11 protein-coding genes and 2 pseudogenes are annotated in these 15,749 nt (G+C 52.3%); 8 read left to right on the top strand and 5 right to left on the bottom strand.

The genetic code is table 11. From position 1 onward, the window contains the following. Positions 1-36 precede the first annotated feature (36 nt). The 4 genes from ABMD26_RS08325 to ABMD26_RS08310 all read left to right on the top strand — a co-directional run bounded on the left by ABMD26_RS08325 (position 37) and on the right by ABMD26_RS08310 (position 6,601). The gene (locus ABMD26_RS08325) at positions 37-4,194 is read left to right on the top strand and encodes an ATP-binding protein (protein ID WP_354308991.1); all 4,158 of its coding nucleotides are present in this window, start codon (positions 37-39) and stop codon (positions 4,192-4,194) included. Positions 4,195-4,395: 201 nt separating this feature from the next. After that, a complete protein-coding gene (locus ABMD26_RS08320; protein ID WP_354308989.1) occupies positions 4,396-4,725 on the top strand; it encodes a hypothetical protein in 330 nt (109 codons plus the stop codon). A gap of 316 nt (positions 4,726-5,041) precedes the next feature. Continuing rightward, a complete protein-coding gene (locus tag ABMD26_RS08315) occupies positions 5,042-5,800 on the top strand; it encodes a hypothetical protein (RefSeq protein WP_354308987.1) in 759 nt (252 codons plus the stop codon). 87 nt (positions 5,801-5,887) lie between these two features. Continuing rightward, positions 5,888-6,601, top strand: coding sequence for a hypothetical protein (locus ABMD26_RS08310; protein WP_354308985.1), 714 nt, complete (start codon positions 5,888-5,890; stop codon positions 6,599-6,601). A 139-nt stretch (positions 6,602-6,740) separates the two neighbouring features. Here ABMD26_RS08310 and ABMD26_RS08305 read toward each other — a convergent pair whose 3' ends face one another. Beyond that, positions 6,741-6,917: a hypothetical protein gene (locus tag ABMD26_RS08305; protein ID WP_354308983.1), complete on the bottom strand. Its 177-nt coding sequence runs from the start codon at positions 6,915-6,917 to the stop codon at positions 6,741-6,743. 922 nt (positions 6,918-7,839) lie between these two features. On the opposite strand from ABMD26_RS08305, the pseudogene ABMD26_RS08300 reads away from it, so the two are divergent. From ABMD26_RS08300 to ABMD26_RS08285, 4 genes and pseudogenes are all read left to right on the top strand, one after another. Further along, a pseudogene (locus ABMD26_RS08300) lies at positions 7,840-9,240 on the top strand (YfjI family protein). Further along, positions 9,233-9,586: a hypothetical protein gene (locus ABMD26_RS08295; protein WP_354308981.1), complete on the top strand. Its 354-nt coding sequence runs from the start codon at positions 9,233-9,235 to the stop codon at positions 9,584-9,586. Before ABMD26_RS08300 ends, ABMD26_RS08295 begins: the two are co-directional and overlap by 8 nt. Further along, positions 9,570-10,550 (top strand): integrase domain-containing protein, encoded by a 981-nt coding sequence (locus tag ABMD26_RS08290; protein WP_354308979.1) that lies wholly within the window; start codon positions 9,570-9,572, stop codon positions 10,548-10,550. Before ABMD26_RS08295 ends, ABMD26_RS08290 begins: the two co-directional genes overlap by 17 nt. Continuing rightward, complete coding sequence (locus ABMD26_RS08285; protein WP_354308977.1) at positions 10,547-10,816, top strand: hypothetical protein; 270 nt, start codon at positions 10,547-10,549, stop codon at positions 10,814-10,816. The genes ABMD26_RS08290 and ABMD26_RS08285 overlap by 4 nt, the downstream gene beginning before the upstream one ends. 167 nt (positions 10,817-10,983) lie before the next feature. On the opposite strand, the pseudogene ABMD26_RS08280 reads toward ABMD26_RS08285, so the two are convergent. The 4 genes and pseudogenes from ABMD26_RS08280 to ABMD26_RS08265 form a co-directional block, all read right to left on the bottom strand. Continuing rightward, positions 10,984-12,239 (bottom strand): annotated as a pseudogene (locus ABMD26_RS08280) (integrase domain-containing protein). A gap of 284 nt (positions 12,240-12,523) precedes the next feature. Continuing rightward, positions 12,524-13,975, bottom strand: coding sequence for a hypothetical protein (locus ABMD26_RS08275; RefSeq protein ID WP_354308975.1), 1,452 nt, complete (start codon positions 13,973-13,975; stop codon positions 12,524-12,526). Next, on the bottom strand, positions 13,965-15,284 hold the full coding sequence (locus ABMD26_RS08270; protein ID WP_354308973.1) for a KGGVGR-motif variant AAA ATPase: 1,320 nt from the start codon (positions 15,282-15,284) through the stop codon (positions 13,965-13,967). The genes ABMD26_RS08275 and ABMD26_RS08270 overlap by 11 nt, the downstream gene beginning before the upstream one ends. Next, the gene (locus ABMD26_RS08265) at positions 15,281-15,664 is read right to left on the bottom strand and encodes a hypothetical protein (protein WP_354308971.1); all 384 of its coding nucleotides are present in this window, start codon (positions 15,662-15,664) and stop codon (positions 15,281-15,283) included. Before ABMD26_RS08265 ends, ABMD26_RS08270 begins: the two co-directional genes overlap by 4 nt. Positions 15,665-15,749: the final 85 nt, after the last annotated feature.

Below are 15,749 nucleotides of genomic sequence, written 5' to 3'. Positions count from 1 at the left end.
CCTCCACAGCGAGCTGTGCCGCGCGAGCCAAGCTTGATGCATGCGCTGCTGCGCGCGCGCTTTGCTGCTGTAAGTCAGGATCGAGACCCGAGTTCTATCTCGATCACGGGATGCGCTTGGGTGGAGCGAAGCAGCAAAACTGCAGCCAGCGGCGAGACCCTGGAGGTCCGGCTGGGAAAAGAAGGGAAAGCGAATGTCTTGGTGTCTGCCGTCTTGGCCGGCCTGGAACGAGCCTTTCTTGGAGACCCGGATGGCCTCAATCGATTGAGGCTGTCGATCAACGCGTCCGGCGCTGCCACGCGATCAACGATCTCTTTTAAATGGCCGACCTCGGATGAAGCAGCGAGGTTTCGAGAGTCCCGGGCAACCCTATTTGGTGCAGTCTTGCAAGGCGATCAGCGCTTGATCATGCAGGCCAGGGACCTTCTGAGCCTGCAAGAGCCCGCTCAGAACTATGCGGCAGCCTACCTGGCTTGGATTGATGCTGTGTTGGTTCGATGTGGCTCAACAGATGCCGTCATTGCACGCTCGGCTTTTGAAGAGTTGCGTTGCGCCCTCACCATTGATTCAGTTGCTTTGGTCCTGGAGGATTATCAGGGTAGGCGGCGTGACGCCGTACTTCTGGGCCCGACGCATCCTCTTCGTGCCAACTGGCATGTCGCCTGGAGCCAGCTGGGGCAGCGTTGGATGGAGCGCAGCCAGGCGAGTGGCCGCGAGTATGTGGTGCCGACTCGAGAAGCTGTTCTCAATCAGCTTTCGCCTGCAGCATTTCCACCTGTATTGCCTTTCTGTGAGGAGCTTGGACGCACGGCGCTGGCTGTGGATAACATCAACCCATTCTGGTCGCTGTACGCGGCGACCGACGAAGAAGACCCGCGTGGTTTGGTTGGTGAGGTGTGCGCCGCACTGGGGCTGCCCGAGCCAGCAATTGGCGGTGCGACCATCGATAGCACCTACTTGGCGGCTCGGGTGCAGCGTTATCTGATCCAGCACCCGTATGTTGAGACGCTGACGATCAACGCGTTCAATTCGGGACGGGCGATGGCTTTGGCTGAAGTGCTACTTGCACTGCAGCGTCATTCCGAGTTTGCCGATCTTCGGTACGACATTAGGCTGTTCGTGCCGGATCCGGCGGTTCCTTCAACGGGAGAGGCGCTGCTGGAATTGCTGGCCCCTGACTCGGGAACTAGCGCGAAGGAGGCGGACGCATTCTCCACGCCGACTGATAGTCACCTGCACCCCAAGTTGCGATTGGCGATCCGCGCCATCAAGGAGTTCCGCGACGAGCCTGATTTGCATCCCGCGCATTTGTCATTTTTGTTTGACTTGTTTCCGGCTGAGGAAATGCGTGCTGTAGACGTTCGGGACTCGGATGACTCTTCATTCGTCCATGGACTTGTCCAGCCCTTCGAGGTGGATTACCTGGAAGATGAGCAATCCATCACTTGGCTTCGTCGCCCGCTGCATGGGGTGGCACGGCCAATCGAGGGGGCTGATGCCTTGTCAGATCTGATGGGAGGCATCTCACGTGCGTTTTCGGTTGCCGTGGCGACCATTGCGCGTAGCCAGTATTTACCACATGCACGGCCGGTGGTGGCGTTGAGCTTGTCAGCCGACGAGCGCGCGATGCTGCATCAGGTGCATGAAGTTAGCGATTGGGTGCTCACTATTGATCGGAACCTGGGCATCGAGTTTTTTGACCATCGACGGCACTCAACTCGCCCTGACTATCTGATTGATCACTCGCCTGACATGGCAAATGCGATGGGCCATCGATTGGCAATCACCTCCCGCTCAGTGGCAGAGCTTGAGTCATTATTGGTGCCAATCTTAGGCGAATACGGCCTCCCAAATTCAGGCAGTCATGCCTTGGTGATGCTAGATCAGCTTCGCTCGCTATCTGGCCGGTTGGCCCTGAAGCTGTTGTCGTCGTCTTCGCAAAGAGCGGAGGCGATGGGGCTCGCCCTTTCACGGTTGTTTCTTGAACATCAAGGTGTGTTTCAGAACCAGGTTGTTGTGCCCCTGGATGCTCACCTGGAGCTGTACAAGGCCATTCGTCAGAACGCTGAGGAAATGGGAGACGAGGTCAGTTTCCGGCGAACTGATCTTGCACTGTTCGACCTTGATCCAATGAGCCGTGTCGTGACCTGCAGGCTGGTCGAGGTGAAGTGCTACAGCCAGGTTGGTGATATGGCCGCATATGCGCAATTAAAGGCATCCATTGCTGACCAGATCGCGCAGACGGAGCACGTTATCGCCTACCATTTCGACCCTAAGTTGGCAGAAGTAGATCGTCCGGATCGCCCTATCAAAAACCGTGACCTGGCAGCTTTGCTGGGATTTTATTTGGACCGCTCGGAACGTTACGGCGTTGTCTTGCCTGAAGCTGCGGAAGAGGCGCACTTCTTCTTGCGCCGCTTGGATGAGCGGTCTTACACACTGCAGTTCACGCGAAGCGCTGTGGTATTCGACTTCAGCAAACCGGGCACGGAACCGGCTGAACATGAGAACGGCATCGAGTTCTACCGCATCGGCAGCGACCTGATTCGCCAATTGGTCGAAGCAGCAGTGATCGACACCGAGACCATGGCGAGCTTGCCGAGTGTTCGATCCACCGATACGGCGCGCGAGGTGACCCAAGAATTGCTACGTCGCAGGACTTTTGCACCAGCTGTCCCGACCTTTGAGACCGCTGCTTTCTTGAGTCCGCCTCGTGATAGAACTCTGGCATGGGACGACAGGACACGAATTTCGTACAGCCCGTCAAATTTCACGCCCACAGCGCAGGTGCGGGAACCAGAGCCGGCCGTGATGGTGGTCTTAGAGGTGATTGAACCGCGTCAGCCGCCGATCACAATGCCAGAGACGAAGCAACCTGCCATCGCTGACTCCAAGCCCGCGCCTGTGCGAGACGAAGATAAGGTGGCGACGCCCATGGTCACCGAAGCCCCAGTTCCTTCGTCTGAAGTTGCTCAGCCAATCAATGGCCGGGTCGCCTACGACATCATGCTTGGCACGACCGGATCAACGCCTCAATACGGGTTGCTCGGCGAAGTATCTGGGCGCAAGGTCGCACTCGACCTGAATCAGACCCACACTATCAGCCTATTCGGTGTTCAAGGGGGCGGGAAGAGTTATACCTTGGGGAGTGTTGCGGAGATGGCCTCTTTGCCAATCCCAGGCATAAACTGTCTACCAGAACCGCTGTCCACGGTGATCTTCCATTACAGCCCGACGATGGACTATAAGCCCGAGTTTACGTCGATGGTAGGTGCCAATAGCGTTGAGGATCAGGTCCGAGCGCTGAAGAAGGTGTACGGCGCAGAGCCGAAAGCTCTGACTGATGTTTTGCTGCTTGTACCCGCAGACAAAATCGAAGAGCGGCGCGCGGAGTATCCGGACATTGAGGTGTTGCCGCTGCAGTTCTCTGCATCGGAATTGAAGGCCTCGCACTGGAAATTTCTGATGGGGGCCGTGGGCAATCAGGCCACCTACATTCGTCAGATCATGCGCATCATGAAGTCCATGCGCGATGACATAACACTGGAAGGGTTGCGAGCCGGTGTCGAAGCGTCGTCAATCCCGGAGCATCTGAAAGAACTGGCCAGAATGCGTCTGGAGTTGGCTGCCGAATACATCAACGATTCAGCTTCGCTCACCGAAGTGGTCAAGCCTGGTCGCTTGATCATCGTGGACCTTCGAGATGAGTACATCGAGAAGGACCAGGCTCTTGGGCTTTTCGTCGTACTCTTGCAGCTGTTTGCAGAAGCGCGAATCGAGGGGCGTAGCTTCAACAAGCTGGTGGTGTTCGATGAGGCCCACAAGTATATCGAAAGCCCAGACCTTGTTGCGGGGCTTATCGAAGTTGTACGCGAAATGCGCCATAAGGGCGTGAGCATTATGGTGGCGAGTCAAGATCCACCATCTGTTCCTGTCAGCCTGATTGAGCTATCCACCCAGATCATAATGCACAAATTCAACTCACCCGCCTGGCTAAAACACATTCAGAAAGCCAACGCCGCATTGGCCAATTTGACTCCCGAGCGCATGGCTCTGCTCAAGGCCGGCGAGGCTTACGTCTGGTCAAGCAAGGCCACTGACGAGTCGTTCTCAAAGGGTGCCGTAAAGCTTAGATGTCGGCCACGAGTGACTGAACACGGCGGAGCAACTAGGGTCGCGGTTAAAAGCTCGTGATATATGCATCACGAGCAGACTCAATTACAGCTAGCAGAGGAAAGAAAAAAGCTTTGTGAATCGCCCCGTATTCTCTAGACACCTCGCAAGCTCCAGTGCTGGTAGGCAGTTCAGGGTTGTACTATGCTCAGGAATTCTGGACGGAGCAGCACTCACCTTCGCCAGAGTTCCGATTGTGAGTGTCTTATGGGAAATGTGGCTATGACACCAGAGCAAATGGAGGCCATGTGGCGGGAACATGGCGAACCCGCAGCCAAAGTAGCTTTCACTGCAGGCTACGCACAGGGTTACGGGGATGGTGAATCCAGTGGTTACCTCATAGGGCTGGCTATAGGAAGCGTGATCGGCTATAGCAACGGACATCGAGATGGCGTTGACTCCTGTAAACCCGCGATTTCTGATGCCCTTAAGAATGGTTCGTCAACTTGCGGCGATATGATGCAGAGCTTCCGCAGCGATCGTGCTGGCGCTGATGACTTCTTTACCGACGCCGAATACGAACTCGAATTGCTGGCAAGCTTCGATCAGTAAAAAAGGAAGGCCAGCGCAAGCTGGCCTTTCAGCTCTCTCCAATGTATACCCATTGCCTTTTCTTATCTCGGAGTTGCGTGCGTAGTGCATTTGATATTTGCTAAAGGCAGAGGACGACCAAACGCAGACAATGGACATGCTGCTGATAGATCAGTAATGTGCTCAAAAGTCATGTCGCACTTTTTTGGCCCGACACTCAAGTCGGACGCGGAATTACGCAAAGCTGGGAAAAAACTATCTAGCACAGATGGGATAAGCTATTATGCCGCTTGTGTCGTTTACCTATAGTTAGCATCCATACGGAGTTGAATGCGCGGTGTTCTCAAAAGAAGAAATAAAAGAGCTGATAAAAAAGGCAAGCAACTACTGGCTGTTCCCTGATTTCACCAATAAACTAACTTGGTATATCGCGTTGCTAGGTGGAACAATACTGGCAACCCCTACTGCCCTCAAAGAGATTTTTTATAATTTCCTGGTGGATACGGTTAACCTTAACAGTGGCAAACACTTCACGCTTGCCGAGCTTCAATCAAGTTCCGTTGAGCCGCTAGTAGGATTGGGGCTTATTGCTCTCGCGTTAATGCATAATTTGGTAAATAAATTTCTGTTGCAAAAAACATCTGAGTTTGCTCTAGAAGAAAGCAGAGAAAGGCAGTTGATTGACACCGCTCTCTTCAGAAAATTTCTAGAAGATTTCCCATCAAATGGATACACCGTTCCATTTCTTCGGGATCACGACCTCGGCGGCTCTTACCACGAAATAAACCTTACAGATATAAACAAATTCGTTGAAAACTGGGATAATGTCGAGCATCACTTTCTCGATAAAGAACTTGAGGGAAGGCGAACGGAATTGTGGAGGAAGTGCCGAACGTTTACCTATTTTCTTGGGGTGAATTCATACGACCTCAATGGTGGAGGTATGTTTTCTTGCATTCCAGATAGTTGCAGGGGCGCATGGGACTATCCCGAGCACGTATACCAAGCGCTAAGGGAGCTAAATGAAAAAGCCACAGAATGTTATGACTTACATCAGAGCTTTGTCATGCTGGCCAGGCAGAAGCTAAAGTGCTAAAAGCTGATTAAACACACGCACTTCATTCGCTGGGGTTTGTGATAATCCATTCCGTAACCAACTGTTATGTGCCGAAGGATCATGGTTGTGCATTCCGAGAACCCAAATATCAAGCAATTATTTTCTTTGATTACCGCATCACTTTTTAAAAAATTATCTGCGCTATCTAAAGGGGATCAAACTTACAATGCATCGGCCATGGAGCAATACGCTCAAGATGTATTTAATAGGGTTGCGGAAATTGACAATTCTTTTAAGAATATAGATATCGCTATTGAATATTTGAGTAAAAAAACATACGCGGACTCAAAATATAATTTTTCCGAGCATCATACCTTTCATATTGAGAATTTTTTACTTAGGCTGACCAGCGTAATAGACCGCTCCTACCTCTTGGCCGGATCAACCATGCTCATGGAGAATAGTAAAATTGAGCAATTAGGCGGCAACAGGAAAGTTCACAAAGAGCTATCTACTTTTTCACCAAGATCTCTTGATATATTAAAAAGCATGGAGGGCGCAATAGAGCATCTAAGAGCGCCTAGAAACAAAGTGGCTCACCAAGCTGGCTTCTTTAGTAAAAACCTATGTGTTTTGCAAACAATCGAAAACTCAAGATCAGAAGCCATCTCAACGAAAAAGATAACTGACATAATGTCATACGATGAAATCAAAGATTTAGTAGTATCTGATTCATTAGAACAATTCAAAAGTATTCCATTAATTCTGGATGGCCTGGTTTCAGAGCTAATCAATAGTTTGTCGTTTGTCTATTCTGGCCTGTTAAAAGGCACGCAATAGCCATTACAAGTATTAGCTGTTCGTCTCAAATGGAAACCAGTGGCTGGTTAGCCTGCAAGCAAGCATATTGCATGCATTCGCATCGATTTTAGGTAACACAAATGACACATTCTACGTCGCACGGCTGGTGGTGAGGCCTTCACTCCCCAATCAACCCGCCTTGATGCCTGGGTCTGTAATTGACGTTGAGAGATTTGCTTTTCCCACCAAACCCTTCGATCAAGCGATCTTTGATCGCGCCGATCGGAGGGTTCACTCGCTTTGTTTCGAAGCCGCCGCGTTCCACCCTCTCATTTTCAAATTTGATTAACGCCACGCTTGCTTCACCCGTGAGTAATTCCCTGCAATCTCTATCGAGCGCAGTGCCATTTCAATGTGTGTGCGAATCTTTTCGTTGGACATGGATGTAGGCGTGGCGACAGCGGCGACAGCGGCGACAACCCATGCAGCACGGGGCCTAGAGCGTGGCGACATAAGTGGCGACAGTCGCCACTTCCTGAGCACGTTGGGCGTGACGCTTGACCGCCTTTTCGAGCGGGTATAAAAATTGGCGAACGGATCGCTGTCGTTGACAGCACCAGCCCAGGTAGCCAGAACCTCCAAGGCTACGTCACTTGCGTGGTGGTTCTCCCGAAGTGCGATTAGCGTCCGGCGGCTCGCACGGTCACTCCCCAAGAGTGATGGGTGCTCACTCGACCTATCTGCCCACTGCGGCATGCGATGGACCTATCTCGCTGCGTTGCAGCAACCTCACCTTTCGGCACACTTCGCTGCGCCAGACTGCGCCCGTCTCGTTCTCCTGGAAAGAGACGGGCGCTCGTACCACTGCTGCAAGCCACGTCTTACATGGCATTGCCGCAATTCTCCTCGTGACAATCGGCGTGACAAATCTGATTCGTCGCCATCCACAACGACACAGCCACCGGTGCCGCAGCCTATGGAAAGGCTGCACCTGACTGACAGTCAGGCATGCCCCAGGTGTCGATGTTGGGGCCTTCTCTCACCCAGGATCTCTAGGTGCCGAACTCGTCAGTCGGCACCGCCTTCACCCGCCCGTATCTTCGGATGCGTCTAAGGAGGCCAGATTCATGGGTCATGCCCTTGCTCCCGGTCGTAAGGAGCCGTTCGTTCCGTGTCAGTGAACACCTCACAGGCCGCAGGGGCCTTGATCCCTGATAACACTCAACAGCCGTGGCGGGACTACGTGAGGACGACCAGCAATGACGAGGAGAGGGCCCATGCAGCAGTTAGATCCGAAGCTTGAACTATCGCATCCACCTCGACCGCTGATTGAATTGAATCCCGTGGCCCAGCCTTATCTAGTGCAGGCACTGGGTGGGATTCTTGGGCCTGCAGTCGAACACACGGCCGAGGTCATCGGTGTGCCCCAGGCATTGGCTGCACAATCGATGCTGGCTGCTTCGGCGCCGGCCACTCAAGGTCATGCGGGCTTAGAGCTCGACGGGAGAAATTATCCCCTGTCGCTGTACCTGATCACGGTGGCCGCGCCAGGGGATCGCAAGACCGCCGCAGACCGATGTGCATTGCTGCCGGCTCTGCAATGGGAGCGTAAACAGTGGCAGCGCTATCGCGAACAACTTGCCCGGTACCGTGCCGCACAGCGACAGGCGCAGCGTATCAAGCCTGGCGATCCCGACTCCGCGAACGGTGTACCGCTCGAAGCGGAGCCCTCTGCACCGAGGCTGATTACCACGGACCCAACTATTGAAGCGCTGATCAAAGGGCTCTGCTCTGACCTGCCGAGCATGGGGTTGTTCTGCGATGAAGGGGGACAATTCCTCGGCAGCAGCACCATGAGTCGAGATAACCGTTTGAAAGCGGTTACGACCTTGTCGTCACTCTGGGACGGCAGCCCGATAGATCGCGCGCGTTCCATGGTTGGTGAAAGCTTGCGAGCCTATGACCGACGCTTGAGCCTCCACCTGATGCTGCAACCGTATTTGGCCATGCAGTTACTCAGTGATCTGTTGCTGCAGGGGCAAGGCATTCTAGGGCGCTGCTTGATGACCTGGCCAACCAGTCTAGCCGGGCAACGTAGCTACCAGGCTGTCGACTTGTCCAAAGACGCCGCCCTCAAGCGCTATCATCACCGCCTTTCGGCTCTATTTTATCAGCCTTGGTCACTTTCCGCTGACGGAGCCTTGCAGCTGTCAAAGCTGAGTCTCAGTCCGCTGGCGCGCCGTCGCTGGATTGACTTGCATGATGCTATCGAAGCTCAACTGGGGGAGTTTGGCGAGCTGGCCAGCGTGCGGCCCAGCGGATCAAAAGCCGCAGATAACCTGCTGCGCGTCGCCGGCATTCTTTCAGTTGTGGAGGAGATCAGCGTCGTGGAGGTCGACCATATCCAACGGGCCTCCGTTTTAGTCGGCTACTACCTCAACGAGATCTAGCGCCTGACTGAGCAGGAGCCGGTGTGTCGAGTAAAAGAGGAGGCAGACCGGCTGCTGCGATGTCTACAGGTCAAAGATTGGAAGCGTTTCAGTATTCGTGAATTGAATCGCAACGGTCCCCGCTTTGCCCGCAAGAGCAGTCGTCATGCCGCCAAGCTGCTGGTCGAGTTGATTGATCATCAGTGGTTGATCACTGATGGCCACACCTTCGAGGTGCGCCATGTTTAATCTTGATGAAGCGCTGCGCAACCATCTGGCTCAGCGTCAAAAGGAGCCCAAAGCGCGATTTGTCGCCGCTACTGTCGCCACTTTGTCGCCACGCTCAAAACCAGGCAGGACAAGGGTTGTCGCCGCTGTCGCCAGTGTCGCCACCACCCATAAAGCTATCGCCTCTACGACAGCCATTATTCAATGGTTGAAAGAGGAGGGTGCGCATCTTTACGTCACCGAGAACACGCTGTGTTTTCGCCCGACTGATTGGGCTCAGTTCGCGATTGTAAGTGCGTACTGGCGAACCCTTTTGCATGATCTCGCGGCAGTCGATCAGGAACAGAAAAATGGCTCGGGTCGGTAAGCGAGCGGGGCGCAATTTTGGCTTCGGTTGCCAGCTTAGTTATGTTGGACCGCAAGCACTGAAAGACCTGTTTGGCGACGGCCATTTTGCTACCGTCAAAGCCCATAGTGATTGCTGGCAGGCGTTCGTGCATTGGTGTCGATCCGATGAAGGGCCGAGGGTCAACGACGCGCGCCAGATAGACCGCGAGATGCTCATGCGGTACGCCGTTCACGTGCGGGAGCAGGTTGATCAGGGCAACGTCGGCATTGCCACCGCGCAGAACCGACTGTCCAGCGTTAACCGAACGCTGGACGCGCTGCGCGGTGATCAGTACGTCAAAATCCCCAGTCCGAGCAAGGCGCTGGGCTTGCAGCGCTCAAGCGTTCGTAGTGAGGCACCGCAAGGCCAAGATCTTGTGCAGGTCAGGCTGATTGCGGAAGCGCTGTCAGATCGTCAGCAGGAGAGGGTGAGTGCCATTGTGCTCCTTGCTCGGGAGACCGGTATGCGACTGCGCGAAGCGATCCTGGCCGATCTGCCCCGACTGCAACGAGAGGCTCAGCGACTGGGGAAGATCAATATCCAAGACGGCACTAAGGGCGGCCGATCAGGCGCATCTGCGCCGGGTTGGATTAAGGTCACGGATCAAGTCCGAGAGGCACTGGACAGATCCAGTGAGGTTTCACCCAGTGGCAGTCTGAATTTGTTGGCGCCCGATGAAAGCTACAAAGACTTTATACAAAAAGTCGTGCGGCCGGCACGGGTCCTTCTGCATGAGCAAGGTTTAAAACGCTTTCATGAGCTGCGAGCGGCATACGGCTGTGAGCGCTATGAGCAACTGACCGGTTTTCCCGCACCCGTTAATGGTGATCGTGTTCATCAAGAGGATCGAGCACTCGATCAGCGTGCACGACAGCAGATCAGTCACGAGTTGGGACATACCCGCATCGATGTGGTGAGTGCCTACATCGGAAGTCATCGATGAAAAACCAGTTCGATATGGCATTGTTTCTGAGCCCGGTGCTCAAAGGTGCGCATGCCACGCGGCAGCGGCACATCAGGCAAGCGGAAAGGATGCACGAGGCGATTCTTGAGCGCTGGGGATGCGCGACGCCTTGGTCCTGGAAGGAAAAGCACATCAGATGGTTTTTAGAGCACTATCTGCGTTGCTCAGCACCAGCGACCGTCTATTACTATGCGTTAACAACAGGGTTGATCCGTCGCAGAAAGGCGCAACTCGTGGTTGTTTGATAGACCCTTTTAAGCGTGAGCCCTTGAGTATGGGGATGCGGAGCCTTCCCATACTCAAGGGCTTGGCTGAAGAGGCGCAGGAATACCAGTGATTTAGCGACAGTCTTCGCTCCTTTCGCCCTGCTGCACGACACGGATTGTAGCCGGCGTTGCGTACCTTTGGATGCTCAGCGAATCGGTACGACGTTACGGTCCCTGGTTTGATTGATGGCCGATGCCGACAGGCTGCCGGTGGCCGCCTTCTGGATATGTTCACTCCACCAGGCCATCATCGGACTCCGGCGCTCGATGTAATCCGCTCGGTTGTAAGCGCTTCGGACTCCGTCCTTGTCGACATGCGCCAGCGCAACTTCGATCAGCTCCGGATCCCACCCATGCTCGTTCAGGATGGTGCTGGCCATGGAGCGCATGCCGTGGCTGACCAAGCGGTCCTGGAAGCCCATGCGTTTCAACGCCACGGTGGCGGTCTGACTGTTGGCGTGGGTGCGCGGGTTTCTATCTGCCGGGAACACGTATTCCCTATTGCCGCTGAGGGACTTGAGCGCCTCCAGTAACGCGAGTGCCTGTTCGGTCAGCGGGATGGTATGCGGACGCCGCTTTTTCATGCGCTCCGGCGGGATGGTCCAGATGCGTTTGTCGAAGTCGATATCTGCCCATCGGGTGGTAGCCGCTTCGGCAGGACGGGTCATGGTGTGCAGTTGCCATTCGATCAGGCAGCGGGTGATCCCCTTGACGCTGGCGTTCGCGATTTCGATCATGAGCTCGGAAAGCTCATCGGGTCGTAGCGCGGCCATATTCTCTTTCTTGGGCTTCTTGAATACCGCTCGAATACCACTGAGGGGGTTAGAGAAAATCAGCCCGGAGTTTACCCCGTAGGTCATAATCTCGTTGAGCCGTTGGCTCAGTCGCTTCACTGTCTCGAGACTACCTTTGGCTTCGATGGGACGAAGGAGCTTGATGACCATCGGGGCGCTGATCTGCGAGAGAGGCGTTGTTTTCAAGTCTGGAAAAACATGCAGTGTTAGCGAGCGCCAAATGTCTTCGGCATATGCCGGCGTCACGGAGTCCTTCTTTAGCTCGAACCAGGCGGTGGCCACCTTCTCGAAGGTGTGCTCGGTCTCAGCGAGTTTGGCTTGCCTTACCTCATCGCGTTGAGCTTTGGGATCAATGCCCAGAGCGAGCAACTCACGCGCTTCTCGGCTTTCTTCCGGGCGTTGGCTAACGAGAGGTCGGGGTATGGACCGAGTGCCATATTGATACGGCTTCTGGTCAACGGTGCGCGGTAATTGAAATTCCACATCATCGAGCCGCTGGCGCGTACTCGAAGCCGTAGGCCGTAGCCGTCGCTAAGGACGAAGTCTTTACCAGTTGCCTTGACCGCCTTGAGCTGGCGATCGGAGAGACGGGTTGCTTGAGTAGGCATGAGAACTACCTCCGGCACCGTTTTGGTATCCTAAAAATAGCACCGGGTGGCCTGGGATACCACCTGGGATACCAAACCTTCTGGAACTCAAAAAGCCACTATGGCCCTCAAAGGCGTTGTAAGTCATTGATTTTAGTGATTTACAGGCACAAAAAAAGACGTCCGTGGACGTCTTTTTTTGATCATTTGGTGGAGCCGGGGGGATTTGAACCCCCGTCTAAGGCTTAATCTGCGCGGCTTGCAGGCCCAAGACTGGCATAAAGCTGTCATTCCGTTGCGCTGTCTCATTGCTTCCTGGACGCTGTCGGAGGCTTGACTCCCCCTCTGCGCTTGATTTTTGCTGCCACACGGAATATATCAGGCATGTTGATTCTCGTTTCTGATCTTATCTCAATCACGCCTATATTTACTAGTGATTCTAAGAGCAAGACTTCTCTATCTCCGGTCGGCCGTTCTAGTTCAATAGGACCTGCAGCAGAGGCCGATGCACTGATCACTGAGTCTACAGTTTTACGATCTTTCCACCGTCGGACGAAAGAGCTAGGTAGACACGGTACTTCAAGTCCCTCCAAATCGCTTAACGCCACTCTTATCCATGGGTAGTCCTCTGAAAGTTGATCAACTCGTATCGCTGAGGCTTCTTGTACGCCCTCCCTGATTCCATGATGATCAATGACAGTATCTTGAGGCTTCTGCCGGGCTCTTGCCGCACGCTGTAACGTTACCAAAAAGTTTCTCGGTGTAGTTTCTTGGAATGCGTCTGCAAGATGATCTATTATCCAAGTGTAAGTTCTACCGCGTCTATGGTCCGTCCCCATATATTCACCAGCAATGATGTTGAAGATTTCCTTCTGCTCAGTGGGATCATCAATTTTAGAGTAGGCGCGCAATTTTTTTCCCGTTGCTGCCAAGTATAGCTTCTCAAAAGCGCCTGAAGACTGCTGGTTTTTCTTGAGGCGATTATAAAGCAGGCCATAAAGTTCAGTATGATGCCACTTTAACTCGACCTTTGCTGCTTTAAGTTTAGAAGCATCTGGAAACGTGAATATAAATTGATCTTGAAATTGGTCCGTTCGCATGAACACTTTTGCACGAATATTAGAATATCCTTTTATATTCAATGCTAGCGAAAGCGCTCCTTTAGTAAGTGGTCGAATATCCGACCAGCTTTTTCCTAGGCGGTCTAAAGCATCGAAAACAAGTAAAAACTTCTTGTTTTTCTTACCCAGCAGCAGATCGGCATCCATTAGCCATTTGTCTGCTTTATCTGGGCTTTTCTCAATCCACTTTATAATCTTTTGTAAGTCTTTGCCAGGTGCAGACCCTACGAAAGGTGTAAGCCCTTGGATCAAAACTGCCGTCCAGATATTCTCCGGTTCGCTACGGTTCCTTAGCAGTAGGTTCAAAGTCCCTGGTGATGGTGCAACCCCTGGAACTTTACCTGCACTTTGATGGAAACCAAGTACAACATCTGCGCGTTTTAGATCATCATTCTCATAGGTCTCCGCAAGTTTTAAGCGAAGAGCGGAGTCAGCTAAGGCGCCTGACCATACGCTTTTTCCAGTTCCGCGATTACCGATTACCAGAGCGCGCTCAATATCCAGCGCTTCGCGGTGGCTCTCAGGGGCAAAAATTTCTTCAACCGAAAGAGGTTTGGCAGCATCGCTCGCAGAGTCTGGCTCGAATTTGGAGATAACTTCCCGCAAGCGATCTAAAATATATCCGTCAAGCGCCATTTGAAAAGACCCGGTCATAAAGGCTAGTTAAAAATTCACCATAAATTGCATTTATTACATCAGAGGGTAGTTTATCAGAAGACTGAGGGTTGTATTCATAAAAAAACTCTGACATGTAGATAGGCCAAGCGTAATGCGGGGCTGACTGATCATCTAAATCGAAGCTGAATGATTCAGGGAGTCCTTCCGCACCCTCGTCTCCATCAAGCTCATCATATAAGTAGTTAGCAAATAGCTCGAAAGAATTATCCCTAAACGCTTTGCCGATTGACTGCCCTTCTAAAGCTTTAGCATGGATCATTTTAATTTTGTAACGCCAGTCGCTCTCCAGGCTAGCTCTGTTTTTATAACGAGCCAAATGAGAGAGGAAATATTTATATCCCTCCCAAGTCTGTGGAGTATCAATCCCAAAAAATAATATGTCCGCACCGAGACCTTGGATAGTTGCAGCTGTAGTTTCGTTTAGCCCAGCTCGAGCATCTATGAAGACTACATCATACTGTGAGTTGTCGCAGGCGGAGGCTATTAAATCTCTAGTCTTGTCCAGAAAGGTTTTTGAATTTTCTCCCTCGACCGTTTCGAGATAGCTTCTAGAAATTTTGCCAATTACATTTTCTGGATGGCTTCGGCAGCGTTTTCCGGCTGCTGGTATTACATGTACGCTTCCCCCGTTTTCGCATGTATACGAGATTTCAGAAAGCTTGGTTATGAACTCGTGGGATATATCGCTTCTGCCGCTCTCTACATAATAATCTAGAGCTCCAAATTCAGGCAGGTTATCATTATCTAATAATATGCTTCCTATTCCTGGCGCCTCAAGATCTAAGTCTATCGCTAAAATATTTTTACCTTTATTCGCAAAGTCAAAAGCAGCTACCGATAATGCGGTAGAACGGCCAACCCCACCTTTGAGACTTGCAAATACAATGATAGGTGGGGCGTCTGGTAGGCTGTTCGGAATAACTCCCCGGACCCAGTCGCTCCCTACTATCCTTTTTTCTACGTATCTGACATACGTAGCCTTACCTTCGTGCCTAACCAACTCCCAATCATCCAGATCTTTATTTTTAAGATCATTGTCGAAAAGGTCATCCGGTGTCAGAAAAGCGGGAGATGAAATGTAACCTTCGACTGAAGATAATAGGGGTTCAACTTTTTCTAGTAGCTCACAATCAACGGACTCACGGATGACCACGCTAAGTATTCCATCCGCATCGCGATATACCACATTATTTTCTAAAAAGCCTTCGTGCATATTGTTTTTTAGGATGTCCACCAGCAGCGGTAGAGCGTCATCGTAGCGGATCATTTTCGTCTCCTAAGTCCAGCTGCATGGAGTATGGTGTAAGTTTGGCGTCGCCATTCTTCATAAACGGATTTTTCGATGGCGTGATTACTGGAGTAACGAAGATCTACTTTCCAGTTTTCCAGCAAATTCCTATTTTTCAAAATGCCATATAGCCCAGTCTGCCGTCGTTGCGTGAGTGCTCTTTTAGCCTTATCTACCAACTCCGGGAAATGACCGTGCACATGATCTGTTTCTGACATTAGAATTCTTATACCATGCTTTATTCCGCACTCAGCAGAGAAGCCTATCAGATGTCCAGCACCGTCTATGGATCCCGCCGCTGCCAGTATCTCTGCATCGTCGAAATGTCTAACCGCAGAATCTTCAAAATTTTCAGGCATCCATGACTTCCTTGTTCCAGCGTGTAGGTTTCGAGCGACCTAGCCATTCTGCCGGACATGGGAAAAATTGTCTCTGAAGTCGTGC

It is taken from the genome of Pseudomonas sp. PvP001 (assembly GCF_040546375.1).
Classification (GTDB): domain Bacteria; phylum Pseudomonadota; class Gammaproteobacteria; order Pseudomonadales; family Pseudomonadaceae; genus Aquipseudomonas; species Aquipseudomonas coleopterorum.
The sequence above is the reverse complement of the archived record's forward strand: the minus strand, read 5'-3'. Positions and strand labels throughout refer to the sequence as shown.

Bases quoted from the DNA above. Each gene is read 5' to 3' on its own strand.
- ABMD26_RS08265 (WP_354308971.1), bottom strand. From the start codon at position 15,664: ATGCCTGAAAATTTTGAAGATTCTGCGGTTAGACATTTCGACGATGCA.
- ABMD26_RS08320 (WP_354308989.1), top strand. From the start codon at position 4,396: ATGACACCAGAGCAAATGGAGGCCATGTGGCGGGAACATGGCGAACCC.
- ABMD26_RS08325 (WP_354308991.1), top strand. From the start codon at position 37: ATGCATGCGCTGCTGCGCGCGCGCTTTGCTGCTGTAAGTCAGGATCGA.
- ABMD26_RS08270 (WP_354308973.1), bottom strand. From the start codon at position 15,284: ATGATCCGCTACGATGACGCTCTACCGCTGCTGGTGGACATCCTAAAA.
- ABMD26_RS08285 (WP_354308977.1), top strand. From the start codon at position 10,547: ATGAAAAACCAGTTCGATATGGCATTGTTTCTGAGCCCGGTGCTCAAA.
- ABMD26_RS08275 (WP_354308975.1), bottom strand. From the start codon at position 13,975: ATGGCGCTTGACGGATATATTTTAGATCGCTTGCGGGAAGTTATCTCC.
- ABMD26_RS08295 (WP_354308981.1), top strand. From the start codon at position 9,233: ATGTTTAATCTTGATGAAGCGCTGCGCAACCATCTGGCTCAGCGTCAA.
- ABMD26_RS08290 (WP_354308979.1), top strand. From the start codon at position 9,570: ATGGCTCGGGTCGGTAAGCGAGCGGGGCGCAATTTTGGCTTCGGTTGC.